Here is a 26,589-nt window from a genome sequence, read left to right as displayed (position 1 = left end):
ACCTCGCGCACGACCGGCGGATAGGCGGTCAGCCCCTCGACCGCGTCGTCGAGCGCCTTCACCGCAGGCCCCCGGCGTGCCTCTCGAGGTCGTCCCGCGACTCCCACTTCTCGACCAGCACCATCGTCCCGGCGGCGTCGCGGTGCAGCGCATACAGGACGCACCCGTCCTCTGCGTGTACGGCGGGCACCGCGCCGACGAGCGCGGCCTCGAGCTCGCGCGCGCGCCCTTCGCGCGGCACGAACTCGACGACGAGGACGACCGCGCTCATCGCTCGGCCACCAGCTGGTCGACGGTCTCACGACGCAGGTCCAGGATCTGCGCGAGCTCCGGCGCGGAGAGATCGACGTCATCCATGCGGACAGTCTCGCCGCGTGCCACGTCACGCAGGAGCGTCACCCCGTGCGCCAGCGCGATCGGCAGCGCGTTCCTCTCCACGGAGGTCGCGGCCGTGATCAGCTTTCCCCAGACCGTGTAGCCGCCTTCGCCGTCGAGCGTCTCGCCCGCGCGTAGGTCCCGCTTCGCCGTGGCGACCACATCCGCGTAGAACCCGACGGGAGAGCCGGTGGCGACGCCCTGGAGTGCCGCGTGCGCGACCGACACGTTCACCTCGAGGCCGACGAAGTGGTGCGGTCGGTAGAGCGCTCCGTACTCGCCCGTCGGGTCGGAGCACCCGGGGAAGTCCTTGAGGCAGTCCGCCACGTACCGCGAGGCCGCCTTGACGACGACGAACACGCCCTCCTGGGTGTGGTGGTCGATCCACTCGCCGTCGCGCGTCACGCTCGACATGACCTCCACGGAGCCGGAACGCGCGAGCACACCCCCGCCTCTTTGGGACGGCACACGCTGGGGATCTCTGCCTGGGTGCCCGGGGTGAACGTCAACCCGTCGTCCGACGGCAGCAGGCGGGAGGCGTTCGCCACTGCTGCCATCTCGATCGCGGCCTTCGTGCCGTCACGGAACGCCGTGTACATGCGGGGGTTGAGCTGCCCCGAAGCCACGAGCTCCGAGGAGAACTCCCAGTTCTCCCACACGTTGTCGGGATTCATCTCGTGGTAGTGAGGGAGGAACTTCGCGCCCTTGCCCGCGCAGACCACCTCGAAGCCGGAGGTGCGCGCCCAGTCCACGAGCTCCCAGATCGCTGCGGGCTGGTCGCCGTACGCCAGCGTGTAGACGACGCCGTGCCTCTTCGCGAGCCGGTGCAGCGCGGGGCCCGCCACGGGATCCGCCTCGACCGTGACCATCACCACGTGCTGACCGGTCTCGATCGCCCGGACCGCGTGGGCTGCTCCGACCACCGGGTTCCCGGTCGCCTCGACGACGACGTCGATCTCGGGGCGGAAGAGGAGGGAGGCGTCGTCGACGATCGCGAGCCCGCGTCCCGCGAGCGCCTCGTCGACGGTGCCCACGCGGTCGGCGTCGGGCCACTCCGCGAGCTCGAGCGCCGACTCCGCACGTGCCACGTTGATGTCGGCGACCGCGACGATGTGGATCCCCGGGATGTTGTGGGCCTGTGCGAGGTACATCGTGCCGAACCGGCCCGCGCCGATGAGGCCGACGCGGACGGGGTTGCCGTCGTGCTCGCGCTCCGTCAGGAGCTCGTGAAGGTTCATGCTGCTGCGCCTCCTACTAGTGTGCTTGTATGACTTTTTGATCGGAATGCCTCACGGCAGGCTCCGTCGTGGAGACCACGACGACGCTCGCGTCAGAGGGGGATGGGGTGGGAGTGCCGGAGCTCCAGCTCGTCGGTGGTGTCGACGACGATCTGCCGGGCCCCGCTCACGGCAGCCGCCTCGTCCCCCGCCGCGACCGCCTCGACGAGCGCTCGGTGGCTCGCGATCGAGCCCGCCGTGCGATGTCCGAAGAGATGGCTCGCATCCTGGAGCCTCGTCCGTAGCACAGCGCCCACCGCGTTGGCGAGCTGCGCTATCACGGCGTTCCCCGAGCCGTGGAACAGCAGCGTGTGCAACGCGATGTCCGCCTCGATGAACGCCGCCGAGTCCTGCCGGGCGGCCGCGTCGTCCATCCTGTCGATCGCCTGCTGCAGCGCCTCCACGTGCTCGGGGAGGCGACGGCGCGCCGCGAGGCCCGCGGCGACCACCTCGACACCGGCCCTCAGCTCCAGGATGTCCCGCATCTGGTCCCAGTAGTGCTGCCCCTGGCCGCGCCAGAGAACGACCTGCTGGTTGAGGAGGTCCCAGTTCGACCGTGAGGCCACGAGAGTGCCGCGCTGCGGCCGTGCGCTCACCATGCCCATGGTCTCGAGCGTGCGGAGCGTCTCCCGGATGACGGACCGTGAGACCTCGAACCGCTCCTGGAGGGCGTCCGCGTTCAGCACCGCACCCTCGGGGATGACCCCGTCGACGATCTCCCGCCCCAGAACGTTGAGAACCTGGCCGTGGAGGCCCCGTCGCATGATGCGTCCGGTCTCCGCGAGGGAGAACTGCTCGCCACCCGCCCTCGGGGTCGCCTCGTCTCGCCGTGCGCCGTTCCGGTCGCTCACGCGTCTGCCCCGCTCGTGATCTCGTAGATGCGTTGCGCCGCCGTATGGTCCTCGCCGCCGTAGCCCATCGCGACGAGCGCGGTGAAGAACTGCTCGCTGGCCGCCGTCATCGGCAGCGGGATCTCTTCACGCCGACCGAGCTCGAGAGCGAAGCGAAGATCCTTGACCTGGTTCCTCAGCGCGCCGCCGCCGCCGTACTCCCGCTCGAGATAGCGCCAGCCCTTCTGCCGGAGCATCTCAGAGTCGGCCAACCCGCCCTTCAGGAGCTCGACGAGCGGATCCAGCTCGACCCCGGCCGTCCGGGCGAACGAGAACGCCTCCGCCAGAACCATCGCCGTCGACGCCACGATGATCTGGTTGCACGCCTTCGCGACCTGGCCGCTGCCGACGGGGCCGAGATGCCGCACGACCCTTCCCATCAGCTCGAACAGCGGACGGACCTGGTCGACGTCGGCGCGCTCTCCTCCGACCATGATGCTCAGGGTGGCCTCGACAGCACCCACGTCACCGCCGCTCACGGGTGCGTCCACGACCCGGACCGCCGACGCGGCCAGGCGCTCGGCGAGACTCTGGACGCCGGGCGGCGAGACCGTTCCCATGATCACGAGAAGCGGCGTCTCGACGCCGTTCCGCAGCCAGCCCTCGAGGAGCCCGTCCTCGGCGTCGAGGACCTCCTCGACGTCCCGCAGGTCGGTCAGCATGGTCAGGACGACGTCGACCGCCGCGTCGGAGAGGCGACTCGCGACCGTCGCGCCTTCCGCGCCGAGTGGGCCGGCCTTCGCGGTCGTCCGGTTCCAGACCGTGAGGGGAACACCGCCGCGAACGAGGTTCGTCGCCATGGGCAACCCCATGGCCCCGAGGCCGAGGAATGCGGTGCGGGGTGCTTCCGGGTGTCTCATGGTCGCTCCACGGTCGGGATCTGCCCCGGTAGACGGTAGGTCTCCCAGGCGGTGCGCCGGAAGAGGTCGTCACGCTCGGACGGCGTGAGCTCGACGACGAGCTCGGCGAACGCGTCGAAGAGCATCGGCATAGAAGAGTAGAGCCCGTCCACGGGGAAGTTGCTCGCGAACATCGAGCGGGACGACCCGAAGACCTCGATCACACCTTCGACGAGGGGCCGCAACGACGCGACCGACCAGCGGTGATCGAGCGTCCCGAGCGCCGAGATCTTGCACGTGACGTTCTCGCACCGCGCGAGAAGCGCCAGGTCGTCACGCCACTGGACGAGTGCCGCGGCATCGCGGTGGATCGGCATCCCAGCATGATCCAGGATGATCCGGACGTCTGGATAGTCCGCGGCCAGCCGAGCGGCGTCGCGGAGCTGACCCGCGAACACCTGCAGGTCGAACGACAGACCGGCGGCCGCAAGCCTGGCGAAGTTCGCCCGCCAGGTCTGCGAGCAGATGACGTGGGGGTCGTCGGTGTGGCTCAGCACGGGGTCGTCGTGCCAGTTGAGGATCTGCCGCACCCCCGGACGAGCTCGAACTCGCCGAGCCGATCCAGGTACCCGCTGACGTCTCCCCGACGCATGTCGATGCGGGCGACGTGCACCAGCGGGAAGCTCGCCGCCGCAGCCTGCGCCGCGACCCACCGGCACTCGTCGAGGGCGTCGGCGGCGCCGGCCTCGACGTGCACGGCGCCGACCACCTCGACCGCGCCGGCCTCCGTCAGGTAGTCCTCGACGTGGAACCGCCTCCGCAACGGCAGGTCGTCGCCGTGGTAGCGCCGGTTCGCGGGACCTTCCAGCCAGGGGTAGCTCGCCCGATCCAGGTCCCACAGGTGATGGTGCGCATCCACGACGGCGAGACTCATGCCGCCACCTCCCACGTCGGGTCGTACAGAGCGCCCGGGGCGATCTCGTCGAGGGTGCGCAAAGGCCACTCGCCCAGCACACGCCGCGCTCGAGAGAGGTCGAGAGCCACCTCTCGCCCTTGGAGGCCCGTGCACGGCACCCCGGGGGCGCACCGAGCGAGTGCCGCCTCGGTGTCGATCGTCAGATAGGTCGTCGGCGCTGCGACGAGGACCCCACCCGGCTCACCGTCCGAGGCATCGAGCGCGCGTGCGACGGCCTCCGCGGCGTCGTGGACGTCGAGGTACGAGAACCCGTCGCACGCGGCCCGACGGGGCTCGCGCTCCACGAGAGCGGCGATGTGCCGGCCGTGCGTCGCGGGGGCTTCGGCGAAGTCACGGATGAGCGGGAACCTCAGGCCGATCACCTTCGCACCGTAGCGACGCGCCACCATGGCGCCGGTGAGCTCGTTCTCGAGCTTCGACAGCGAGTACCAGTCCGCGACGTCGGGAGGCGTCGACTCGTCGTACGGAAATCCCTCCGGATATACCGGGTGCACGTTCAGGGGGATCCCGCTCGCGTTGATGCTCGACGCGAAGACGAGGTCACGCACGCCCGCCTCGGCGGCCGCGCGCAGCACGCAGAACGTCCCCAGGGTGTTGATCGAGTACGTCTCCTCGGGCGTGTCCAGGCCGAGCCCGGGTACCCCGGCCAGATGGACGACGGCGTCCTGCCCCGCCATCGCGTCACCGACCGCCGCCACGTCACGGACGTCCGCGAGCAGCGGGCGGCACTCGGGAGGAGGCGTCACGCCGGGCCGCTCCAGCCCGGTCACCGACCAGCCCAGGGCGTCCAGGCGTCGGACGACCGCCACGCCGATCAGCCCGCCGGCTCCGGTGACGAGCACGCGCCGCCGCGTCATGCCGTAGCCTCCTGCTCGACGGGCTGCGCGTCCGAGCCCGAGCGCGAGGGCGGGCGACGGAGGAAGCGCAGGTAGCCGGCCGAGCGGTCCAGGGACACCGCGAGGACGACGACGACACCCGTGACGATCTGCTCGTAGAAGCTCGGGACGTTGAGCAGGACGAGCCCGTTCGTGAGTGCCGCGAGGATCAGCGCACCGAGGAGCGTCCCGGAGATCCGCCCCTCGCCGCCCATGAGGTTCGCACCGCCGATGACCGCGGACGCGATGGCCGTCAGGAGGTACGGGCTGCCGCCGTCGGTCTGGGCCGCGTCGATCCGCGCGACCAGGATCAGCCCGGCGAGAGCGGCGCACCCTCCGGCGATCATGTACACGAGCACCTTGACCCGCGCCACGCGCACCCCGGACAGCCATGCGGTCTCGTCGCTTCCGCCGGTCGCGAGCACGTTCTCCCCGAAGAGGGTGCGGCGCAGGAGCGCCCACGCCAGTACCCCCAGCACCAGCACGATGATGACCATCACGGGGACGCCGCCGACGTAGCCGTTGAGCATCGTCGTGAAGTCCGCCGGGATGTTGTAGACGGGGACACCGTTCGTGACCACGTACGCGAGACCCTGGTACACGCTCATCGTCCCCAGCGTGACGATGAACGGCTGGAGCCGGAGCCGCGTGATCAGGATGCCGTTGAGTGCACCGCACAGGCACCCGATCACGAGCCCGACGGCGATCGCCGGGATCGACGGCATGTCCGCCTTGACCATGAGGGTGGCGGACACGACCCCGACGAAGCTCGCCGTCGAGCCCACCGAGAGGTCGATCCCGCCGGTGATGATCACGAACGTCAGGCCCAGCCCGATGATCGCGTTGACGCACGCCGAGATGGCGAGGTCACGGAGGTTGTCGAGCCCGAGGAACGCAGGGCTGAGCACGGAGAACACGACGAAGATGAGGACCGTCGCGGCCACCACCCCCACCGCCTGGGGGTTCACGGTGCGTCGACGCGTGCTGATCTTGGTGCTGCTCATTTCCCGTCCTTCGTGAGTCCCATCGCGCTGCGCACGAGGTCCTCCTCGTTGATGCTGTCCTTGACGTGCTCCGCGACGACGGCGCCCTCCCGCATGACCAGGACCCGGTCGCACAGGGCGATGAGCTCGGGCAGCTCGGACGACACGACGACGACTCCCTTGCCGTCGGCCGCCAGCCGGTCGATGGCCTGGTAGATCTCCACCTTCCCTCCGACGTCCACGCCCTTGGTCGGCTCGTCGAAGAGGTAGACCGCCGAGTCGCGCCACACCCACTTGGCGACGACGACCTTCTGCTGGTTGCCACCCGAGAACTGCCGTGCGGCGAGCGTGACGTCCCGGGGCGAGAGCGCGAGACGCTCCGTCACGGCCCTCGCGGCCAAGCGCTCGCTGCGTCGGCGGACGAACCCGAGGCGGCTGAACTCCCCTCCCGCGGTCATGACGACGTTGAGGTAGGTGGGAGCCCCCAGCACCAGTCCCTGCTTCTTCCGGTCCTCGGGGACGAACGCGATACCGGCCGACCGCGCGTCGCGCGGGTTGCGCAGGTGCACGGGGCGTCCCTCGATCTCCACCGTGGAGCGGGCGCCGTCGTCCGCGTGGACGATCGACCGCAGCAACTCGGTCCGGCCGGACCCGACGAGCCCGGCGATCCCGAGCACCTCCCCTGGGGCGACCTCGAGGGAGATCGGGCGATTCCCTCGTGGGTGGACGGCGTCGCGCACCCGCATGACCGGAGAGGCGCCCGGTCGCACGCTCGACTCCCTGCTGAACTGCAGGATCTGGCGTCCGACCATGCGCTCGACGATCGTGTGCTCGTCGGTCTGGTCGATCGCGGAACGGAGGTTCACGGCGCCGTCGCGCAGCACCACCACCGAGTCCGCGACCGTCATGACCTCGCGCATCCGGTGCGACACGTAGAGCACGCCGAGCGACCGTTCGACGGCGGCCTTCCGGATGCACTCGAGCACCCGGTCGACGTTCGACTCGACCATGCTGGTCGTGGGCTCGTCGAGCGCGACGACACGGGTCGCCCGTGCGAGGGCACGGACCACACCGAGCGCCTGACGCTCGGCCGGGCTGAGCTCGATCACCTTGGCGTCCGGCGCGAGCGGGAACCCCATGGCACGCAGGTCCTCGTACGCACGCCCGGTGCGCGGAGCGAGCTCACGCCGCTCCGCGCGACTCAGCCCGAGCTGGAGGTTCTGGTCGACGGTGAGCAGCGGGACGACAGCGGGCTCCTGCTGGGCGATCTGCACGCCGTCGGCGAGCGCCTGCCGCGGCGTGTGCACCGTGCGCCGGCTTCCCGCGATCGTGAGCGATCCTGCGTCCGGGGCGTGAGAGCCACCGAGGATGCCCAGGAGCGTGCTCTTCCCCGCGCCGTTCTCGCCGGCGAGCGCACAGACCTCGCCCGCGTCGAGCCGGAAGGTCACGTCTTCGAGCGCCCGGACGCCGGGGAAGGCCTTGGCGACCCCGTGGAACTCGAGCAGCGTGTTCATGTCGCTCCTTCCCTTCGCGGTTACGGCATTCCCGTCGCGTACTGCGCGACGTTGTCCGCATCCACGACGAACGCGGGGACCTCGATCCAGGCAGGGACCTTCTTGCCCGCGAGGAGCCACAGTGCCGCGTCTACGCCGGCGGCGCCCTCGACCTGCGGACGCTGACTCACGGTGGCCGTCATCTTGCCGCTGGCGATGTACTTCTTGGCCTGCGGGATGCCGTCGGTGCCGATGAGCATCACCTTCCCGGTGAGGCCCGCCTGCTTGATCGCTGCCGCGATCCCGATCGCCATGCCGTCGTTCTCGGAGTAGAAGGCCTTGATGTCGGGGTGCGCCGTGAGCATCGTGGTCGCGATCTCCTGCGCCTTGGTGGCGTCCCACCCAGCCGCCGCCTGGGTAGCGACGATCTTGATGCCGTCGTGCTTGGCGATGCCCTCCTTGAATCCCTTGCCGCGGGCGAGGGCGTTCGACGAGCCCGGGTCGCCCTCGATCAGGGCGACGTCTCCTCCGTCGGGGAGCTTCTTCGCCACGTAGTCCGCCGCGAGCTGTCCCGTGGTCTCGGAGTCGGGACCGACGTAGACCGATCCCTCGAGGGTGCCCTTCGCGTCGTTGAGGACGATCGCCGGCACGCCCTTCGCGATCGCCTGCTTGAAGACCGAGTTGAGCGAGGTCGCCGTGATGGGCGAGGCGAGGATCGCGGCGCAGTTCTGGTTGGCGAGGGCGCTCTTCGCCTTGTCGAGCTGCTCGCTGATCGCCGACTCGCTCGAGATGTCGATGACCTGGGGGTCAGACCGAGCTTCGTGGCACGGTTCTTGAAGCCGTCGCTCTCGTAGGCCCAGTACTCGTAGAGGGTCCGCGTCACGTAGCAGATCTTCTTCGAGTCGCCTGACGGCGCCGTCGGCTCACCGAGCGACGAGAGCAGGCCGTCGATGTCCGTCTTCCCGCTCGCGTCGACCTTGGAGACCAGCGAGTCGCTGGAGCCTCCGGGGGTGGAGGAACAGCTGGTCGCCATCATGACGACGGCCGCCGACCCCGCGACCGTCGCGGCGATGCGCCCGATGTGTCGGTTCATCTCGTCTTTCTCCCTTGAAAGAGGTGCGTCCAGGTATGACTGCGCGAACGTCGTCGCGCCTCTCGGCGTCAGTGCCGCCCATAAGTCATACGATCTGATTATTCAGATGCCGAGACGACTGTCAAGAGGTACGCCCCGACTACGTCTGCGACGCGCGTCCGTCAGAAGCCTGCGAGTCGCTTCAGCGTCGGGAGGTTCTGCGAGGTCGCGACGAGCGGGAGGTCGAGCAGCCGGCGCGCGCACGCCCGCGCCAGGACGCCGGTGCGCGCGTCCCCCTCGGTCGTCGCGGCGTCCGTGGGGTCGAGCACGAGGGGCACGCTCAGCATCTCGGCCCACTGCCCGGGCTCGAGGTCCGGCCCGTCCACCTTCGGGTCTGCCGGGTGCTCGAGCTCGAGCGACACGAGCGCCACCCCGGCGGTCGCGGCGTCCGGGCCGAGCGCGTCCGGGCCGAGCGCGGTGAACAGGCGCTCCGCCGCGGCGAGCCCCGCGCCGTACCAGCTCCCCGGCGCGTCCCGGGCGTGCTGCGCGGCTCGGGTCGCCTCGACGTCGCCCAGGTCCGAAGCCCCCGGGACGACGTCGAGGTCCGACGCGTCCACCTCCAGCCACGGCTCCTCGGGGTCGCGGATCCCCGTCCACACCTGGCCGGGTTGCCGCCCGCGCAGGCTGGGCCACGCGCGCAGGGCGTCGCGGTCCAGGTCGGCGGCGGACGTCACGAAGCGACGCGACCGCGGCGCACGGAGCTCCGCGCCGCGCTCGAAGCGGGACCGGTCGCGGATCCGCAGGAGCTCGACGCCGAGCGTCACGTCGCCGTCGCCGCGGTACGCGAGGACGGGGTCGAGCAGCGGAACGGCCGCCGCGTACGAGCGGACGGCGGTCGCGTCGGCCGCGACCCGCGCGACGGCGTCGGGTCCGGCCACCACGACGGCGTCGACGACCCGGCCGAAACGCTCGGCGGCGAACGGCCGGCCCGTCCCCTCGAACGCTCCGGGGCCGATCTCGCGGGCGTGCGCCTCGGTCCCGAGGAGCCGGTAGGCGTGCCCGAGCTGCTCGGATGCCGCCTCGATGAACGCGGGCGGCGACGTCGCGACGATGTCCTCCCAGCGCCGGACCGCCTCGGGGGTCAGCCGGCCGCCGAGCGGGCCGAGCGCCTCCCACAGCTCGCGCCACGAGGACGGGTCCGTGGCCCGCCGCCTGCCGAACAACCCCATGCCGCTCCCCTCGCCGCGGCCGCCGTCGTCAGCCGAAGATGCGGGGAAGCGTACCCTCGAACGCCTCGCGCGCCTCGCTAAGCGGCACGGTGAACAGCCCGTCGACGACGAGCGACTCCTCCGCGTCACCGGCGCCCGACTCGGGCTCGGCCGAGCCGACCACGCCGAGCTTGAGGACCGCGACACCGCGCGCGGTGCACGCGTCGACGAGCCGCTGCTCCTCGCCGCGAGGCACGGCCACGAGCGCCCGGCCGGTCGACTCGGAGAACAGCGCCTCGAACGGCGTGACGCCGTCGCGCTCGCACAGCGCGTCGAGCGACACGCGCGCCCCGACGCCGAAGCGCAGGCTCGCCTCGAACAAGCCCTGGACGAGGCCGCCCTCGGACAGGTCGTGCGCGGCCTCGACGAACTCGTCGCGCGCACCCTGGACGAGCACGCCTGCGAGCGCCTTCTCGGCCGCGAGGTCGACCTGCGGCGGGACGCCGCCGAGGTGGGCGTACGCGACGTCGGCCCACGCGGACCCGTCGAGCTCGCCGCGCGTCGTGCCGAGCAGGTAGATCGTCTCGCCGTGGGTGCGCCAGCCCGACGGCGTCACGCGGGCGACGTCGTCGAGCACGCCGAGCACGCCGACCACGGGGTGGGGTGGATCGACGAGTCGATCTGGCCGGGCTCGCCCGTGCCGTTGTAGAGCGACACGTTGCCGCCCGTGACCGGGACACCGAGCTCGCGGCACGCGTCCGCGAGCCCCTCGACGGCCTCGACGAGCTGCCACATCGAGTCGGGGTCCTCGGGCGAGCCGAAGTTGAGGCAGTCGGTCACCGCGAGCGGTCGGGCGCCCGACGCCGCGACGTTCCGGTAGGCCTCGGCGAGCGCGAGCTTCGCTCCGGCGCGCGGGTCGAGCTTGGCGTAGCGGCCGTTCGCGTCGGTCGCGATGGCGACCCCGAGCCCGGTCTCCTCGTCCACGCGGACGACGCCGGCGTCGTCGGGCTGGGCGAGCGCCGTGTTGCCCTGGACGAACCGGTCGTACTGGTTGGTGACCCACGCCTTGGACGCGAGGTTGGGGCTCGCGAGGAGCTTGAGCGCGGTGCGGCGCAGCTCGTCGCCGGAGGTGGGGCGCGGGTAGTGCTTCTTCGCGTCGGCGGACGAGAGCGTGTCGGCCGCGAGCCCGTCCTGCCAGGCCGGACGCGCGTACGGGCGCTCGTAGACCGGGCCCTCGTGCGCGACGGTGCGCGGATCGACGTCGACGATGCGCTCGCCGTGGTGGTCGATCGTGAGGCGGCCGGAGTCGTTGACCTCGCCCACGACGGACGACTCGACGTCCCACTTGCCCGTGATCGCGAGGAAGGCGTCGAGCTTGTCCGGCGTGACGACCGCCATCATGCGCTCCTGCGACTCCGACATGAGGATCTCTCCGGCGGTCAGCGTGGGGTCGCGCAGGAGGACGTCGTCGAGCCAGACGTGCATGCCGCCGTCGCCGTTGGACGCGAGCTCCGAGGTGGCGCACGAGATGCCGGCCGCGCCGAGGTCCTGGATGCCCTCGACGACGCCCGCGTGGAAGAGCTCCAGACAGCACTCGATGAGGACCTTCTCCATGAAGGGGTCGCCCACCTGGACGCTGGGGCGCTTCGCGGGGACGCCGTCCTCGAACGTCTCGGACGCGAGGATCGACGCGCCGCCGATGCCGTCGCCGCCCGTGCGCGCCCCGAAGAGCACGACCTTGTTGCCGACGCCGGTCGCGTTGGCGAGGTGGATGTCCTCGTGGCGCAGCACGCCCACGCACAGGGCGTTGACGAGCGGGTTGCCCTGGTACGACGCGTCGAAGACGAGCTCGCCGCCGATGTTCGGCAGGCCGAGCGAGTTCCCGTACCCGCCGACGCCCGACACGACGCCGTGGACGACGCGCGCGGTGTCCGGGTGGTCGACGTCGCCGAACCGGAGCTGGTCCATGACGGCCACGGGGCGCGCACCCATCGAGATGATGTCGCGGACGATGCCGCCGACGCCGGTCGCGGCGCCCTGGTACGGCTCGACGAAGCTCGGGTGGTTGTGCGACTCGACCTTGAAGGTCACCGCCCAGCCGTCACCGATGTCGACGACGCCCGCGTTCTCCCCGATCCCGACGAGGAGGTGCTCCTTCATCTCGTCGGTCGTGGCCTTGCCGAACTTCGACAGGTGCACCTTCGACGACTTGTACGAGCAGTGCTCCGACCACATGACCGAGTACATCGCGAGCTCGGCGGCCGTGGGGCGGCGGCCCAGGATGTCGCGGATGCGCTGGTACTCGTCCGGCTTGAGGCCGAGCTCGGCGTACGGCTGCACCTCGTCGGGCGTCGCGGCGGCGCGCTCGACGGTGTCCGTCACAACAGGTCGAGTGGGCGCGGCAGAAGATGGCGTGGGGGCGGCGGTCATCGGGTCCCTCAGGTGGAGTGGTGGGGTGCGCGACGGCGCAGCCCCGAGTCTACCGGGGCCCGATGAGGTGATCCCCACGCCCGACGGCGTACGCCTCGCCGACCCAGCCGGCGAACGTGTCGTCGAGCTCCACAGCGACCGGCACCGACTCTCCCCTCCCTGGGCGCGCCGACGCGCTCGCCGGCCCCAGGCAGTACGCGGCGTAGCCCGCCAAGCAGAAGCTCCTCGCCTGCACGCCCGACAGCGAGCTCGCCGCCCGCTACGGCTCACCTGCGAACGCCGGCACGCTCGACGCGACGGTGGCGTCCCGAGGACACCGGGTCACGACTCCTCGCCTACCTCGTCGGGGTCGCGATCGTCGTGGTCGGGCTGGTCCTCGCGCAACGGCTGACGACGCCGGCGACCTGCGTGGCCGGGTACGGTCGGGCATTTCCGAGGGAAGGCTCGACCGGACCCGGTCAAACAGGTTCGCGGCGCTACTTGATCTTGCCGAGGATGAACGACGCGCCGTAGGCGCCGATCGTCGCGTTGCCGTAGCTGCCGTGGATGGTCGAGCCGCTCTTGCCGGAGACCGGGTGGTCCGGGTCGCAGAACATGTCGCCCTTGTAGCAGTACGAGTTCAACCGGCTCGCCACCCCGCTCAGGTCGCCCTTCGCACGGTTCGGCAGCAAGCCACCACCGACACCGGCCCCCTTGTTGAACGACTCGCCGTATCGACGCACCGGGTCACCGGTCAGGAACACCGCGGCGACACGGCTCTTCGCGGCTGCCTTCAGCCCTGCGGGATTCGTGTTGGACAAGGTGTCACCGATCACGTGGGCGCCCTGCGAGTACCCGATGAGGACGGTCTTCGAGCTCGGGCACGACGACGCGAGGCGGTTCAGCTCCTTCGCGAGCGTGTTGCGCCCGGTCACCTCGCTCTGCGGGTAGCCGCCCAGGACGCTGAGCGACGGCGCGATGGTCGCCGGGTAGACCAGGCCGACGGTCCGCACCGACTTCTTCGTGCCGGAGGCGACCCGCGACGAGACGACCGACATCCGCCCCAGGCCCCCCGACGTATAGACGTTTCCACTGATCTTCGAGCCAGCCGCCTCGTTCGAGCCACGCACGACGATCTGCACGATGTTCGCGCATGCCGCGCTCGACGACGTCGCCGAGGCGCTCGTCGCGATCACCGCCTGTGCCGCGAGCGCAGTGCCGAGAACCGCGCCCACGGCGGCGGTACGAACGGCGAGAGTGCGGAGCCTGCTGCTGAGCCTCATGGTGGTCCCTCCAGTCGATCACCGGGTCGCCGTCCACGTCGTCGTGAGCGGCACAGCACGATAGTGGTAGGCGGTCCCGTCCGCCGGCATCCAACGAAATCGCGGACTTGCCTTCCTCGTGCCCCGCAAGCCCTCGTCCTCGGCCGCACGGGTGGGGCAAGATACCCGCACGGCACCAGACGAGGCCATGGGAGGCGGCGATGGCACGAACCGAGGGCGAAGCACCCGACGGCACGTTCCTCGAGCCCGCCCGCAGCCTGCCCCAGGCCGAGCGTGCGGCCGGCCTTGCCGTCGCCGGTCTTCGCGTCGCGACCTTCGCACAGATGGCGCCCTCCGTGGTCACCGCGGTCGACGTCTCGCAGCGGCCCACCCTGTGCCTGGCCACCTGGCTCGTCGCCACGGTCGCGGTCGTCTCGACCGCCGTCCTCGCCGTCGCACGCCGTCGTCCGCCAGGACCCCGGTGGGCCTGCGTGGAGGTCACCGTGGCCACCGGACTCCTGCTCGCAGGAACTGCCACCGTGCCGGACGCCTACCGCACCGGGAGCTGGGTCGGGTTCCAGGGCGCGTACACGCTCTCCGTCGCGTGCGGGCTCCTCGGGGTCCGACGCCGTGCCACGTGGGTCACCCTGCTCGGCGTGCTGGTCGCGGCGCGCGCCGTCTTCGTGCTCCCCGTGCTCGGCTCCGGCACGGGCGCCGCGACGATGGTCGGCGAGCTGCTGACCCTGCTGTGCCTCCCGCCGCTCGCCTGGGCCGGCACGGGCGCGGTCTACCGGATCGCCTCCGACGCCGACCGCGCCCGCGAGTACGCTGCTCGGCTGGCACGTGACGAGGAGGCGAGACGCGCGCGGACCGCCATCCACAACGGGACCGCGCTGCTGAAGCTCCTCGTCGAGCGTGCCGCGCTGGATCCTGCGGACGGCCGGACCCCGTCGCAGGTGTGGGTGCAGGCCGCGAGCGAGGTGAACCGCATGCGCGCCTACCTGGCCGGCCAGGAGCAGCTCGGTCCGAGCCCTGCCGACGCCGCCCCGCACGATCTCGCGATCCTCGTCGAGTCCGTCGGTGCGGAGTTCGCCGACCTCCCGCTCGACGTCGTCCCCGACCTCGCCCGAGGTCTCCGACTCGGCGCGGAAGCGCCCGACGTCGTCGTGGCGCTGCGCAGCCTTCTGATCAACGTGCGGCAGCACGCGGAGGCGAGCCGCGTGGTGCTGCACGCCGAACAGCGCGAAGACGGCACCGGCTGGACGGTCACCCTGCACGACGACGGGGTCGGGTTCGACCTCGCGACGACGACGTTCGGTGTCGGCGTCCGGGGTCTCGTCGTCGACGCGCTCGCCGCGCACGACATCACCACGACCTTCGAGTCGGTGCCGGGGCTCGGCACGACCGTGGTGCTGCGTGGCGACCGGATACCCCTCGTCCTGGCCGAGGCGGCGGCGACGACGGTCCCCCTGTGGGTGGTGCCTGGTGAACCCCGTCACGGACGCCCGCTTCAGCCTGGTCGACGACGCAACCGCCGTGCGTGAGTCGCTCGCGGTCCTCATGCCCGGGCTGACCTTCGTCTCGACCCATCAGAGCGTCGAGGACTTCCTCAGGTCCAGGCCCGTCGCCGACGTCGTCGTCCTTGACCTGCACCTCGTCAACCTCCGCCAACCGAACGCGAGCCAGGGCGTGGCAGCGATCCGAGATGCGGTCGACGCCGGGTATCGCGTCTGCGTCTACACCCAGGAGGAGCGCCGGTTCGTCCTCGCTGCATGCCTCGCGGCGGGCGCGACGGGCGTGGTGTCGAAGTCGTCGACGCTCTCGGAGACCGCCGCAGCGTTCCTCGCGGTCTCACGCGGCGAGCTGGTCGCCCCGCCGACCGTCACCGGGCTGATCGAGGTCCTCGTCCGTCGTGGGCGGCTCACGGTGCTGAACCGCCGGCAGCAGGAGGTGCTGGCGGGACGCGCTCGCGGACTGACGTACGCGGAGCTCTCCCGCTCGCTGTACCTCTCGGAGTCGACCTTGCGCGGCTACTGGCGCGACCTGTCGGTGGTGGTCTCGCAGCACCTGCAGGAATCGTCGCCCGGTGACATCGAGCACGCGCTCGGGCTCGGCCCGGGCGACCTGCTCGACCACTGGCCGGCGCCGTCCGCCGGGCGCACCGATGCCGACGCGCGCCCGCCCACGCTGCCGGAGAGACTGGGCTGAGCAGCCCGCCTCGCCCGAGGAGCCCGCATGCGCATCGCTCTCGCCGCCACCTGCATCGGTGACGCCCTCTTCCCGCAGGCGCCGCAGGCCACCGCCCGCCTGCTGGAGCGCCTCGGCCACGAGGTCGTGTTCCCGCCGGGCCAGGCGTGCTGCGGGCAGATGCACGTCAACACGGGCTACCTCGACGAGGCATACCCGGTCGTCCAGAACCACGTGCGCGCGTTCGAGCCCGTGCTCGACGGCGAGTTCGACGCCGTCGTGCTGCCGTCCGGGTCGTGCACCGGGGCGGTCCGGCACCAGCAGGCGATGGTGTGCCGGCGCGCCGGGGACGAGGCCCTCGCCCGTCGGGCCGACGCGGTCTCGCGGCACACGTACGAGCTGTCCGAGCTGCTGGTCGACGTGCTGGGCGTGACCGACGTCGGCGCCCACTTCCCGCACCGCGTCACCTACCACCCGACGTGCCACTCGCTGCGCATGATCCACGTCGGCGACAAACCCCTGCGGCTGCTGCGGGAGGTCGGCGGGATCGACCTCGTCGAGCTCCCCGACGCGGAGAGCTGTTGCGGCTTCGGCGGGACGTTCGCGCTGAAGAACGCCCCGACGTCGACGACGATGCTCGCCGACAAGGTGAGCGCCGTGAAGTCCACGCACGCGGAGATCGTCACGGCCGGCGACTACTCGTGCCTCATGCACATCGGCGGCGGGCTCTCCCGGCTGCGCGCCGGCGTGCGGATCATGCACCTCGCCGAGATCCTGGCGTCGACCGTCGACGAGCCCGTGGAGGTGGCGGCGTGACCACCACCAACCCCGTGTTCCTCGGCGTCCCCCACCCGCGCGAGCCCTTGCGCTGGGGCGACCCGTTCCCGACGGCGGCCCGCGAGGCCCTCGACGACGCCCAGCTCCGCCGCAACCTGGGCCACGCGACGTCGACGATCCGCGCGAAGCGGGCGCGCGTCGTCGGCGAGGTGCCCGACTGGGAGGACCTGCGCGACGCGGGCGCCGCCCTCAAGGCGACCACCCTCGCGCACCTGCCCGAGCTGCTGGAGCGGCTCGAGGAGAACGTGACCGCGCGGGGCGGCGTCGTGCACTGGGCGCGGGACGCCGCGGAGGCGAACGCCATCGTCACGGACCTCGTGAAGGCGACCGGCGCCGACGAGGTGGTCAAGGTCAAGTCCATGGCCACGCAGGAGATCGGGCTCGACGAGCACCTCGCGTCCGAGGGGATCGCGGCGTTCGAGACCGACCTCGCCGAGCTCATCGTGCAGCTCGCCGACGACCAGCCGTCCCACATCCTCGTGCCCGCGATCCACCGCAACCGCGCCGAGATCCGCGAGATCTTCCTCGAGCGGATGGGAGACGCGCCGGCACACCTCACCGACGACCCGGCGGCGCTCGCCGAGGCCGCGCGCCTCCACCTGCGCCGCAAGTTCCTCTCGGCGAAGGTCGCGGTGAGCGGTGCCAACTTCGCCGTCGCCGACACGGGGACGCTCGCCGTCGTCGAGTCCGAGGGCAACGGGCGCATGTGCCTCACGCTCCCGCAGACCCTGATCACGGTCATGGGGATCGAGAAGCTCGTCCCATCGTTCGAGGACCTCGAGGTGTTCCTGCAGCTCCTCCCCGGTCCTCGACGGGCGAGCGCATGAACCCCTACACGTCCCTGTGGACGGGCGTCACGCCCGGCGACGGGCCGCAGGAGTTCCACCTCGTCCTCCTCGACAACGGCCGCACCCGGGCGCTCGCCGACGACGTCGGCCGCGACGCCCTGCGCTGCATCCGCTGCTCGGCGTGCCTCAACGTGTGCCCCGTGTACGAGCGGGTCGGCGGGCACGCCTACCAGTCGGTCTACCCCGGCCCCATCGGCGCGATCCTCACCCCGCAGCTCACGGGCGTGCAGTCGCACGACGACCCGAACGCGACCCTCCCCTACGCGTCCACGCTGTGCGGCGCGTGCTACGAGGTCTGTCCTGTCAAGATCGACATCCCGACGCTGCTCGTGCACCTGCGCGCCCGCGACGTCGACGAGGACCACGACCGCCACCGCCCCACCGGCTGGGGAGCCGCCATGAAGGCCGCGGCGTGGGTCATGTCCGACGGACGCCGCATGGGCGTGGCCGAGCGGGCGTCCGGCGCCGGGCGGCTCGTCGCACGCGACGGGCAGATCCACAGCCTGCCGTTCCCCGGGTCGCTGTGGACCGGCTCGCGCGACCTGCCCGCACCCCCGAAGCAGTCGTTCCGGCGCTGGTGGAAGGAGAACCGGTGAGCGCGCGCGACGAGGTCCTGGCCCGCGTCCGGGCCGCGCTCGCCGCACCGCCGACCGGGGAGCTGCCGCCGCCCGGCGAGCGCTCGGGCACGCCCGACGGTCTCCCCGAGCGCGACGGGCGCCCCCACCCGGGCCCGGCCCCCGCACCCGACGACGGCGCCCCCGTCGGCGAGGCGGAGGTCCCCCGGGCATACCGTGCGTCGGGCGAGCTGGTGGCGGGCGGCGCGGAGGTCGTCGCGCTGCTCGAGGACCGGCTGGTCGACTACAAGGCGACCGTCCACCACGTCGGCGGTGACGGCGATGCCGGGATCGCGCGCGTCGTCGGGGAGATCGTCGCCGCGGCGCGTTCCGACGCGTCCGACGGCGCGGCGCTCGTCGTGCCCGACGGGCTCGACCCCGCGTGGCTCGCAACGCTCCCCGAGGGGCTGACCGTGCGGACGGACTCGCGCGGCGAGCCCCTGTCGCCCGCCGAGCTCGACGGGTCGCTGGGCGTCGTCACCGCCTGCCGGGTCGCGATCGCCGAGACCGGGACGATCGTCCTCGACGGCGAGCCCGACCAGGGGCGCCGCGCCGTGTCGCTCGTCCCGGACCTGCACGTGTGCGTCGTGCGGGCCGAGCAGGTCGTGCAGCTCGTGCCCGAGGCCGTGCGGCTGCTCGCCGCGCACCCCGAGCGCCCGCAGACCTGGATCAGCGGCCCGAGCGCGACGAGCGACATCGAGCTCGAGCGCGTCGAGGGCGTCCACGGCCCGCGGAGGCTGCACGTGATCCTGGCCTGACACCCTGGCCGCGTCAGGCCTCCTCCGGGACCTCGGTCGTCTCGTCGGCGCGCGCTTCGACGTCGCGTCGCGAGCCCCGCAGGGCGAGCCCGACGAGCGGGAAGACCAGCACCGACAGGAGCCCCGCCCCGACCAGCGAGGTCGCGGTCGCGCTCGACAGGTCGCCCGACTCCCGGCCGATGTTCGTGACCGCGACGATGATCGGCAGCGCGGTCGCCGAGAAGAACGCGAGCGACGTCCGGTCGCGGCGGGTCGCGCCGTCGGGCGCGGCGAACGAGCCGGGCACCCCGCGCACCACGAGGAACAGGACGAGGAACAGCGGCAGCTCGAGGAGCGCCGTCGTCGAGCCCAGGAGCGCGTCCAGGTCGAACGTGACGCCCGTGGACACGAAGAAGACGGGCACGAGGAACCCGTAGCCGACGGCCTCGATCTTGGCGTCCACCTGCTCGACGAGCGGGTCGGCCGCGTCGCGCATGAGCGCCTTGAGGACGAGGCCCGCGACGAACGCCCCGAGCAGCATGTCGAGCCCGAGCCAGACGCTGAGCGCCACGAGGGCCGCCACCACGAGCATCACGAGCCGGACGGCGAACTGCCCGCTCGTGTGCAGGGTCGCCTCGATCGCCCGGTGCACGCGCGCGTGCGGCGCCCGGACGGCGAGCCAGACGGCGCCAGCCGCCAGGACGACGAAGATCAGCAGGACGACGGTCGCCTTCCCGGGCTGCCGCCCGCTGAGGAAGATCGAGATCGCGATCAACGGCCCGAACTCGCCGACGGCCCCCACGGCGCTGACCGCCCGGCCGAACGGGGTGCCGAGCTCCCCCGCGTCGCTGATGACGGGGAGGATCGTCCCGAGCGCGGTCGACGTGAGCGCGATCCCCACGAACACCCCGGCCGCGGCCGTCGAACCGAGCAGGACCCCGAGACCGACGCCCACGACGAGGGACACGATCCAGCCGCCGACGGCGCGGCGCAACGGCCGCCCACGGATCCCGGCGACGTCGATCTCGTGCCCGGCGAGGAAGAAGAGCATCGCGAGGCCGAAGTCCGACAGGCGGTCGGTGAGGTCGCCGGGCGTCGCCCACCCGAGCAATGCCGGTCCGACCAGCAGGCCGAGCAGGATCTCGAACACCACGACGGGGACCGGCGCGAACCGCCGGACGCCGCGCGCGAGCAGCGGGGCGAGCGCAGCGCAGAGCGCGAAGAGGACGAGCGTCCACGCCTCGTGGTCCACCGACGCCCTCCGCTCCGACCTTCCGGCGGGTCGGGGAGGCCATCGCGAACGTATCGCGCGCGGCGCGGCGCCGCAGCGGACGACGGCCGCTCGCTAGGCTCCGGAGGGTGCCCGACCCCACGACGTCATCGCCCCGCGGACCCGGCCACGACGGCGCGCGCGGCCCCCGGCCCGACGCCGACGTGCGGGTCTCCCCGCGGGCATTCTGGCGTTCGTCGTCGAGCTCGCGATGCTCGCGCTGCTGGCCGTCGCGGGCGCGCGGCTGGGAACGAACCCGGCGACGTCGGTGCTGCTCGCCGTCGTGCTCGTGGCGGTGGTCGCCGTCGTCTGGGGACGGTGGCTGGCGCCGCGCGCGGCCCACCGTCTGGCCCGCGCGCCCCGGCTCGGCGTCAAGGCGACGTTGTTCGCGGTGACGGCCGTGCTGGTGATCGCCTCCGGGCTCGGCGTGCTCGGCGTGGTCTTCGCGGTCGTCGCCGCCGGGTCGCTGGCCTGGGCGCGCGACTGAGCTCAGGCCGCCTCGAGCAGCACCACGTCCTTCGCGGCGAGCGCCTCGGGATCGCCGCACACGTCGAGCGCGACGACGCGCCCGTCGCGCACCCGGACCGAGTAGGCGGACCGCACCTGGCCCTGGAAGACGAACGCCGCCCCGACCTCGCCGTCGATCAGCGCGACCCGGGCCGCGAGCGCCCGCCCGACGAACGCGGTCGCGACGGCGAACGCGCCGTGCGCCTCGGCGGCGAGCACGGGTGCGGGGAGCCCCTGCGCGACGACGCGGGCGGTCGCCTCGACGGCCACCGGGTCGGCGCGCAGGACGACGTCGGGGTCGAGCACCTGCAGCAGGTCCTCGAACCGGCCCTCGCGCGACGCGGCGAGGAACGCCTCAACGACCTCGCGCTGGCGAGCCCGGTCGGCGGGCAGGGCCGGCGCTTCGACGTGCTCGGCGCCGTCGGGCCCGACGGCGGGCTCCCCGGACGCGAACGCCGTGCCGCGGACGCGGCGGCGTGCGCGTGACGCGAGCTGGCGGGTCGTCTCGGGCGTCCGCTCGACGATGGGCGCGATCTGGTCGAACGGGACCCCGAACAGGTCGTGGAGGACGAACGCCAGCCGCTCGGCGGGCGTCAGCGTGTCGAGCACGACCTGCAGCGCCGCACCGACGGCGTCGGCCTCGAGCGCGGCCCCCTCGGGTTCGGCGGCGACCGTGTCCCGGTGTTCCGCCGCGACCTCCTCGACGGGTGCCCACGCGTCCTCGCGGCGTGCCGTCCGTGAACGGAGGTGGTCGAGGCACACGCGCGAGACGACGGTCGTGAGCCAGCCGGAGAGGTTGTCGATCGTGTCGCTGCCGGTGCGCTGGAGCCGGAACCACGCCTCCTGGACGGCGTCCTCGGCTTCGGCGCCGTCGCCGAGCATGCGGGTGGCGACGGCTCGCAGGCGGCTGCGCTGGGCCTCGAACTGCTCGGCGAGCCAGTCGTCGTCGGTCGCGTGGTCCGGTCCTGCCGGTGCCTCGTAGGTCACGGTCACATCCTTTCGCCGGGGTGCGTCGAAGGGATGACGAACACGCCCGGCCCGACGTGACGGGCCGGCCCGAACCGAGGAGCACCCCATGACCGCTCGCATGAAGAACCCGGCCTCGTACTTCCCCGACGCTCAGAGCGTCCTGCCGACCCTGGGTCAGATCCCCCGGGACAAGGGCGTGGACGACGAGACCCTCGAGCTCCTCCACTTCCGCGTCAGCCAGATCAACGGCTGCGCCTGGTGCCTCGACTTCGCCCGCCGCTCCATCGAGAAGGCGGGGCTGGGCTTCGAGAAGTTCACCGTCCTGCCCGGCTGGCGCGAGGCCACGGTGTTCACTGACGCCCAGCGGGCGGCGCTCGACCTCGCCGAGGCGATGACCCGGCTGGCCGACCGCCCGGACGCCGTCGACGACGCGATCTGGGCCGAGGCCGAGAAGCACTGGTCCGAGGAGCAGCTCGCCGCGATCATCCTGTGGGTCGCGACGACGAACCTGTACAACCGCCTCAACGTCACCGTGAGGCAGGTTCCCGGCACCTGGTGAGGAACGGGCCGCCGAGCACGGGACACCTGGCCCGGGCTCGGCGGCCGGCCATGTCAGGCCGAGCGCTGAAGCGCGCGGAAGGCGCGGGTGGCGAGCCACCACATGACGACGGCGGCGAGCGCCAGCCAGCCCAGCCGGCTCCAGACGAGCCCCCAGTCCGGCGTCGACGACAGCGCCTCCCGCCCGGCGACGACCGCCCAGTCGAACGGGTTGTACCGCGCGACGGTCTGCACCCAGCCCGGCGACAGGTGGGGATCCATCACGGCCGACGACAGGAACATCAGCGGCAGCGTGATGAGCTGCGAGATCCCGATGAGCGCCTCCTGCTGCCCGGTGAGCAGCGCGAACGCGTTCGACAGCGCCGAGAACAGGGCGGTGAGCAGGACGACCGCGAGCGCGACGACGAGCATCCCGCCTGCGCCGCCCGGGAACCGTGCCCCGCACGCGACGGCCACCAGCACCACGACGACGCCCTGCACGACGGCGACGATCGACTGGTAGACCATGGTCGCCGCCACGAGGGCGCCCCGGCGGGTGGGCGAGGTGAGGAAGCGGTCCATGACGCCGCGGTCCATGTCCTGCACGAAGCTCGTTCCGGCCCAGGCGGCACCGAACATCGCGGTCATCATGACGACGCCGGGGGTGATGAACTCGAGGTAGGTCCCGCCGAACCCGTCGCCGAAGCCCGGGATGTCGACGACCGACCTGAACAGCGCCCCGAAGAGCAGCAGCCAGATCATCGGCTGGACGAGCTGCATGACGACGAACACGGGGATCCGCATCATGCCGCGCAGCGCCCGCGCGGTGAGCAGCCGGGTGTGGGTGACGAAGGACGGCCGGACGACGGCGGGGGCGGGGGCCGGGGCGTGGACGTGGGCGCTCACTGGAGGACCATCCTTTCTGCGGCCTTCATGGGTAGGGTCGTGACCACTCGGTCCCGGTGGGTGCACGGCCATCTGCGCGAGCCGCTCGACGGCGAGCATGAGTTCTGCCGGCCCCGCCGGGCCGAGGTCAGCCGATCGGCGTCAGGAACATGCCCCGTAGAGGGCCGAGCAGTGAGCTCCCGGCGGCCGGCCTTGACCGGGTGGTGCTCCTCCACGAGCCAAGGAGTACGCACGTGCACGTCGGTTGGGACTGGGGCAACACCGTCCACGCGATCAGCGTGATCGCCGATGACGGTCACGAGATCGCGGGCTGGACGTGCCCTCACACCGAGGAAGGCCTGACCCAGACCCTGACCCGGCTGGCGAGCTTCGACCGGTCCGGGGATCTCCCGGTCGCGATCGAGACGACCCGGGGACTGGTCGTGGACCGGCTCCTGGCCGCCGGGCACCCGGTCGTGCCGATCCACCCGAACGCGTTCAACGCCGCCCGCCCACGCTGGGGCGCGGCCAGGGCCAAGAACGACCCCGGCGACGCCTACAAGCTCGCCGACTACCTGCGCACCGACGGCCACCGGCTGCGTGTGTTGCACCCGACCGAGCAGGCCACCCTCGACCTGCAGGCCCTGGTCCGTGCCCGCGCCGATCAGGTCGCCACCCGGGTCGCGGCGACCAACCAGCTCGCCGCGCTGCTGGCCGAGCACCACCCCGGCGCCACCGTGCTGTTCTCGCGCCTGGACTCCGAGATCGCGCTCACGTTCGTGGACCGATACCCGACCCCGACCCAGGCCGCCGGCCTGGCCCCGGCCAAGATGCGTGACTGGCTGGCCCGTCAGCACTACAGCGGCAGGACCGCCCCCGCCACGCTCGTGGGACGCCTGCGCGCCGCGGCCCGGCCCGCGTCCCGGCTGACCGACGACATCGTGACCGTGATCGTGCGCACCCAGGTCGCCCTCGTGCGCGCGATCAAGACCGCGATCGCCGTCCTCGACGCCCAGATCGCCGCGGCCGTGGCCACCCACCCCTGGGCGCCGCTGCTGGCGGCCCTGCCCCGCGTGGGCACGATCAGCCTGGGCCAGATCATCGGCGAGATCGGCCCCGTCCTCGAACGCGCGACCAGTGCCGACCACGCCGCGGCCGAGACCGGCGTCGTGCCCGTGACCCGAGCCTCGGGCAAGTCCCACGTCGTCGCGTTCCGCTACGCCACCAACACCCGAGCCCGACAAGCCCTGACCTTCTGGGCCGACAACTCCCGTCATGCCAGTGACTGGGCCCAGACCATCTACGCCCAGGCCCGCCAGGCCGGGAAACGACACGCCCACGCCGTGCGCATCCTCGCCCGCGCCTGGCTGCGCGTGATCTACGCCTGCTGGCGCGACGGCGTGTGCTACGACCCCACCACCCACGCCAAAACCCGACAAACCCACGACCTGGCCGCCTAGAGGTTGACTCAGGGAACTCATGCCGCCACCTCCTCCTGGGCCGTCGCGGCGGTGGTCTGCGACCGGTCCGCCGACCCGTACGTGCGCCCCGTGTAGCGGAGGTAGACGTCGTCGAGGCTGGGTCGGGCGACCGTCGCGGACGCGACCTCGATCCCCGCGCCGTCGAGCGCGGCCAGCACCCCAGGGAGCGCCGCGGAGCCGGACTCGGCCCGGCCGCGCACCTGCGCCCCGTCGACGACGACGTCCACCAGGCCCGCTCCGCCCACCACCCGGGTGAGGCGTTCACGGGCGCCGGTGGGGCCGTCGTCGGGCGGGCTCACCGAGAGCGAGCCGAGCTCGACCACGACCGTGTCCCCGTGCAGCCCGTCCTTGAGCCCGGTGGGCGTGCCCTCGACGACGACGCTCCCCCGGTCGACGATCGCGACGCGGGCGGCGAGCCGGTCGGCCTCCTCGAGGTAGTGGGTCGTGAGGAGGACGGTCATGCGCTCGTCGCCGGTCATGCGCTCGATCTCGGCCCACATCTCGGCGCGGGCCTCCGGGTCGAGGCCGGTCGTGGGCTCGTCGAGGAACAGGACCTGCGGCCGGTGCACGATCCCGAGCGCGACGTCGAGCTTGCGCGCCATGCCGCCCGAGTACGTCTTGACGAGACGGTTCGCGGCGCCGGCGAGGCCGAATCGCTCGAGCAGCTCGTCGGCGCGGGTGCGCGCGTCGCGACGGGCCAGCCCCTGCAGGCGCCCGGCGAGGACGAGGTTCTCGCGGCCGGTGTCCATGGGGTCGGTCACGGGCTTCTGGGCGACGTAGCCGACGGCGCGGCGGACGGCGTCGGCGTCGCGGGCGACGTCGAGCCCGGCGACGGTCGCCGTGCCGGAGTCGGCGCGCGAGAGGGTCGTGAGGATCTTGACGGTCGTCGACTTGCCGGCGCCGTTGGGGCCGAGCAGCCCGAACACCGAGCCCTCGGGGACGTCGAAGGACAGCCCGTCGAGGGCCGTGACCGCGGGGCGCCGCGGCGCCCGGCATAGGTCTTGCGGAGCTGTTCGGCGCTCACTGCGGCGCCGACCGTGCTGCCGGGCGACGCGCCCGGCGAGGTGGTGGGTGACATCGTGACTCCTTCGGTGAGGAGTCGTCGACGAGGGCGGGAGCGCCTGCGCCGATAGCATGGCAGACAGCTCGAAGGTCTTGACGTGATGGTCGGACGGTCCCTCGTGGACGACTCGGGCGATGGTGGTCCGGGTGTTGGCGCACCCGGGCCACCGCTTGTCCCCGGCGGCTGGATCCTGGGGATCAGGCCGGCGCCGGGGGTTCGGGGGTGGCGCGGCACGCGCCGCGCGCTCGGTGGTGGCGATCTCGTCGAGCTCGGCGAGGTGCTCGGGGCCGATCGCGCGCAGCATCTCGTCCTGGACGTCCTCGGCCGGTCTCCCGGCCGCGAGCAGCTCGTGCATGCGCGTCCACATCTCCTGGCCGCCCACGGTCCCGGCGTCGAGCCGCTCGACGAGCCGCTCGACCCAGTCCCGCTCGGCCTGGAGGAGCGCGAGGTGGTAGTCGGCCTCGATCGCGAACACCTCGGGCAGCCCGGCGTGCCGGGTCTGCTCGAGGACGGTCCGACGCGAGGCGATCGTGGTGTCGAGGGTCGCGACCCGCGCGCGCAGGAGGTCGGCCGCCTCGGGCGGCTCGAGCAGCCCGACGAGCGACAGCCCGGCCTCGAGCGTCGGGTACTCGCGCTCGGGGACGGCGAGGATCTCGCGCAGCCAGTCGTGGGCCTCGGTGCGGCCGTCGTCGGTGATCTCGTAGACGGTGCGCTCGGGGCGGTTGCCCTCGCGCTCGGCGCGCTGCTCGGTGATGAGGCCGTGCTTCTCGAGCGACTTGATCACCGAGTAGAGCGACCCGAAGTTGAGGCGGATCGAGTCGTCCTTGCCGCGCTGGCGCAGCGTGGTGGTGATCTCGTACGGGTACATGGGCTTCTCCCACAGGCACGCGAGCACCGCGAGCGCCAGGGGTTGGACACCGGCCGTCGGACCATTACTCACCTCCATATACTCGACTCAGAGTATGTGAGTGGACGGAGCCGCGCAAGACCTCTCG

22 protein-coding genes and 3 pseudogenes are annotated in these 26,589 nt (G+C 72.2%); 8 read left to right on the top strand and 17 right to left on the bottom strand.

Annotated features, from left to right (window positions below; all coding sequences use genetic code 11):
* Positions 1 to 58 precede the first annotated feature (58 nt).
* From QQK45_RS10605 to QQK45_RS10540, 13 genes and pseudogenes are all read right to left on the bottom strand, one after another.
* On the bottom strand, positions 59 to 271 hold the full coding sequence (locus QQK45_RS10605; protein WP_284293234.1) for a putative quinol monooxygenase: 213 nt from the start codon (positions 269 to 271) through the stop codon (positions 59 to 61).
* Positions 268 to 1,526, bottom strand: a pseudogene (locus tag QQK45_RS10595) (NAD(P)H-dependent oxidoreductase). Before QQK45_RS10595 ends, QQK45_RS10605 begins: the two are co-directional and overlap by 4 nt.
* Before the next feature lie 179 nt (positions 1,527 to 1,705).
* Positions 1,706 to 2,503, bottom strand: a complete 798-nt coding sequence (locus QQK45_RS10590) for a FadR/GntR family transcriptional regulator (RefSeq protein WP_284293231.1) — start codon at positions 2,501 to 2,503, stop codon at positions 1,706 to 1,708.
* On the bottom strand, positions 2,500 to 3,402 hold the full coding sequence (locus QQK45_RS10585) for an NAD(P)-dependent oxidoreductase (protein WP_284293230.1): 903 nt from the start codon (positions 3,400 to 3,402) through the stop codon (positions 2,500 to 2,502). Before QQK45_RS10585 ends, QQK45_RS10590 begins: the two co-directional genes overlap by 4 nt.
* Positions 3,399 to 3,938, bottom strand: coding sequence for an amidohydrolase family protein (locus QQK45_RS10580; protein WP_284293228.1), 540 nt, complete (start codon positions 3,936 to 3,938; stop codon positions 3,399 to 3,401). Before QQK45_RS10580 ends, QQK45_RS10585 begins: the two co-directional genes overlap by 4 nt.
* Positions 3,932 to 4,315, bottom strand: coding sequence for a hypothetical protein (locus QQK45_RS10575; RefSeq protein ID WP_284293227.1), 384 nt, complete (start codon positions 4,313 to 4,315; stop codon positions 3,932 to 3,934). The genes QQK45_RS10580 and QQK45_RS10575 overlap by 7 nt, the downstream gene beginning before the upstream one ends.
* Positions 4,312 to 5,214, bottom strand: coding sequence for an NAD-dependent epimerase/dehydratase family protein (locus QQK45_RS10570; protein ID WP_284293226.1), 903 nt, complete (start codon positions 5,212 to 5,214; stop codon positions 4,312 to 4,314). The genes QQK45_RS10575 and QQK45_RS10570 overlap by 4 nt, the downstream gene beginning before the upstream one ends.
* Positions 5,211 to 6,236: an ABC transporter permease gene (locus QQK45_RS10565; RefSeq protein ID WP_284293225.1), complete on the bottom strand. Its 1,026-nt coding sequence runs from the start codon at positions 6,234 to 6,236 to the stop codon at positions 5,211 to 5,213. The genes QQK45_RS10570 and QQK45_RS10565 overlap by 4 nt, the downstream gene beginning before the upstream one ends.
* Positions 6,233 to 7,729, bottom strand: coding sequence for a sugar ABC transporter ATP-binding protein (locus QQK45_RS10560; protein ID WP_284293224.1), 1,497 nt, complete (start codon positions 7,727 to 7,729; stop codon positions 6,233 to 6,235). The genes QQK45_RS10565 and QQK45_RS10560 overlap by 4 nt, the downstream gene beginning before the upstream one ends.
* A 20-nt stretch (positions 7,730 to 7,749) precedes the next feature.
* Positions 7,750 to 8,481, bottom strand: coding sequence for a substrate-binding domain-containing protein (locus tag QQK45_RS10555; protein ID WP_284295013.1), 732 nt, complete (start codon positions 8,479 to 8,481; stop codon positions 7,750 to 7,752).
* Between the two features lie 481 nt (positions 8,482 to 8,962).
* Positions 8,963 to 10,009, bottom strand: a complete 1,047-nt coding sequence (locus QQK45_RS10550; protein ID WP_284293223.1) for a hypothetical protein — start codon at positions 10,007 to 10,009, stop codon at positions 8,963 to 8,965.
* A gap of 28 nt (positions 10,010 to 10,037) precedes the next feature.
* A pseudogene (gene purL, locus QQK45_RS10545) lies at positions 10,038 to 12,418 on the bottom strand (phosphoribosylformylglycinamidine synthase subunit PurL).
* A gap of 476 nt (positions 12,419 to 12,894) precedes the next feature.
* Positions 12,895 to 13,632 carry a cutinase family protein gene (locus tag QQK45_RS10540; RefSeq protein WP_284293222.1) on the bottom strand — a complete coding sequence of 246 codons (738 nt, stop codon included), beginning with the start codon at positions 13,630 to 13,632 and terminating at the stop codon, positions 12,895 to 12,897.
* A gap of 248 nt (positions 13,633 to 13,880) precedes the next feature.
* Here QQK45_RS10540 and QQK45_RS10535 point away from each other — a divergent pair, with 248 nt between their 5' ends.
* The 5 genes and pseudogenes from QQK45_RS10535 (at position 13,881) to QQK45_RS10515 (ending at position 18,903) form a co-directional block, all read left to right on the top strand.
* Positions 13,881 to 15,203 (top strand): histidine kinase, encoded by a 1,323-nt coding sequence (locus QQK45_RS10535; RefSeq protein ID WP_284293221.1) that lies wholly within the window; start codon positions 13,881 to 13,883, stop codon positions 15,201 to 15,203.
* Positions 15,145 to 15,867, top strand: coding sequence for a helix-turn-helix domain-containing protein (locus QQK45_RS10530; RefSeq protein WP_284293220.1), 723 nt, complete (start codon positions 15,145 to 15,147; stop codon positions 15,865 to 15,867). The genes QQK45_RS10535 and QQK45_RS10530 overlap by 59 nt, the downstream gene beginning before the upstream one ends.
* Before the next feature lie 27 nt (positions 15,868 to 15,894).
* On the top strand, positions 15,895 to 16,662 hold the full coding sequence (locus QQK45_RS10525; protein WP_284293219.1) for a (Fe-S)-binding protein: 768 nt from the start codon (positions 15,895 to 15,897) through the stop codon (positions 16,660 to 16,662).
* A gap of 14 nt (positions 16,663 to 16,676) precedes the next feature.
* A pseudogene (locus tag QQK45_RS10520) lies at positions 16,677 to 18,127 on the top strand (LutB/LldF family L-lactate oxidation iron-sulfur protein).
* The gene (locus QQK45_RS10515; protein ID WP_284293218.1) at positions 18,124 to 18,903 is read left to right on the top strand and encodes a LutC/YkgG family protein; all 780 of its coding nucleotides are present in this window, start codon (positions 18,124 to 18,126) and stop codon (positions 18,901 to 18,903) included. Before QQK45_RS10520 ends, QQK45_RS10515 begins: the two are co-directional and overlap by 4 nt.
* 13 nt (positions 18,904 to 18,916) lie before the next feature.
* Here QQK45_RS10515 and QQK45_RS10510 read toward each other — a convergent pair whose 3' ends face one another.
* Positions 18,917 to 20,134 carry a cation:proton antiporter gene (locus QQK45_RS10510; RefSeq protein ID WP_284293217.1) on the bottom strand — a complete coding sequence of 406 codons (1,218 nt, stop codon included), beginning with the start codon at positions 20,132 to 20,134 and terminating at the stop codon, positions 18,917 to 18,919.
* A 127-nt stretch (positions 20,135 to 20,261) separates the two neighbouring features.
* Between QQK45_RS10510 and QQK45_RS10505 the strand changes: the two genes are divergently transcribed.
* Positions 20,262 to 20,639, top strand: coding sequence for a DUF2568 domain-containing protein (locus QQK45_RS10505; protein WP_348525352.1), 378 nt, complete (start codon positions 20,262 to 20,264; stop codon positions 20,637 to 20,639).
* A gap of 2 nt (positions 20,640 to 20,641) precedes the next feature.
* Here QQK45_RS10505 and QQK45_RS10500 read toward each other — a convergent pair whose 3' ends face one another.
* Positions 20,642 to 21,646, bottom strand: a complete 1,005-nt coding sequence (locus QQK45_RS10500) for a sigma-70 family RNA polymerase sigma factor (protein ID WP_284293216.1) — start codon at positions 21,644 to 21,646, stop codon at positions 20,642 to 20,644.
* Positions 21,647 to 21,734: 88 nt separating this feature from the next.
* Here QQK45_RS10500 and QQK45_RS10495 point away from each other — a divergent pair, with 88 nt between their 5' ends.
* Positions 21,735 to 22,187, top strand: a complete 453-nt coding sequence (locus tag QQK45_RS10495; RefSeq protein WP_284293215.1) for a carboxymuconolactone decarboxylase family protein — start codon at positions 21,735 to 21,737, stop codon at positions 22,185 to 22,187.
* 53 nt (positions 22,188 to 22,240) lie between these two features.
* Here the strand turns inward: QQK45_RS10495 and QQK45_RS10490 are convergent, their stop codons facing one another.
* A complete protein-coding gene (locus QQK45_RS10490) occupies positions 22,241 to 23,071 on the bottom strand; it encodes an ABC transporter permease (protein ID WP_284293214.1) in 831 nt (276 codons plus the stop codon).
* A 233-nt stretch (positions 23,072 to 23,304) separates the two neighbouring features.
* On the opposite strand from QQK45_RS10490, the gene QQK45_RS10485 reads away from it, so the two are divergent.
* Positions 23,305 to 24,510 (top strand): IS110 family RNA-guided transposase, encoded by a 1,206-nt coding sequence (locus QQK45_RS10485; RefSeq protein WP_284293213.1) that lies wholly within the window; start codon positions 23,305 to 23,307, stop codon positions 24,508 to 24,510.
* A 17-nt stretch (positions 24,511 to 24,527) separates the two neighbouring features.
* On the opposite strand, the gene QQK45_RS22185 is transcribed toward QQK45_RS10485, so the two are convergent.
* Complete coding sequence (locus tag QQK45_RS22185) at positions 24,528 to 26,534, bottom strand: ATP-binding cassette domain-containing protein (protein WP_348525203.1); 2,007 nt, start codon at positions 26,532 to 26,534, stop codon at positions 24,528 to 24,530.
* Positions 26,535 to 26,589: the final 55 nt, after the last annotated feature.

The sequence above is a fragment of the Luteimicrobium album genome (genome assembly GCF_030161555.1).
Taxonomy (GTDB): Bacteria; Actinomycetota; Actinomycetes; order Actinomycetales; family Cellulomonadaceae; genus Luteimicrobium; species Luteimicrobium album.
This window is presented reverse-complemented; position numbering and strand designations above follow the sequence as displayed.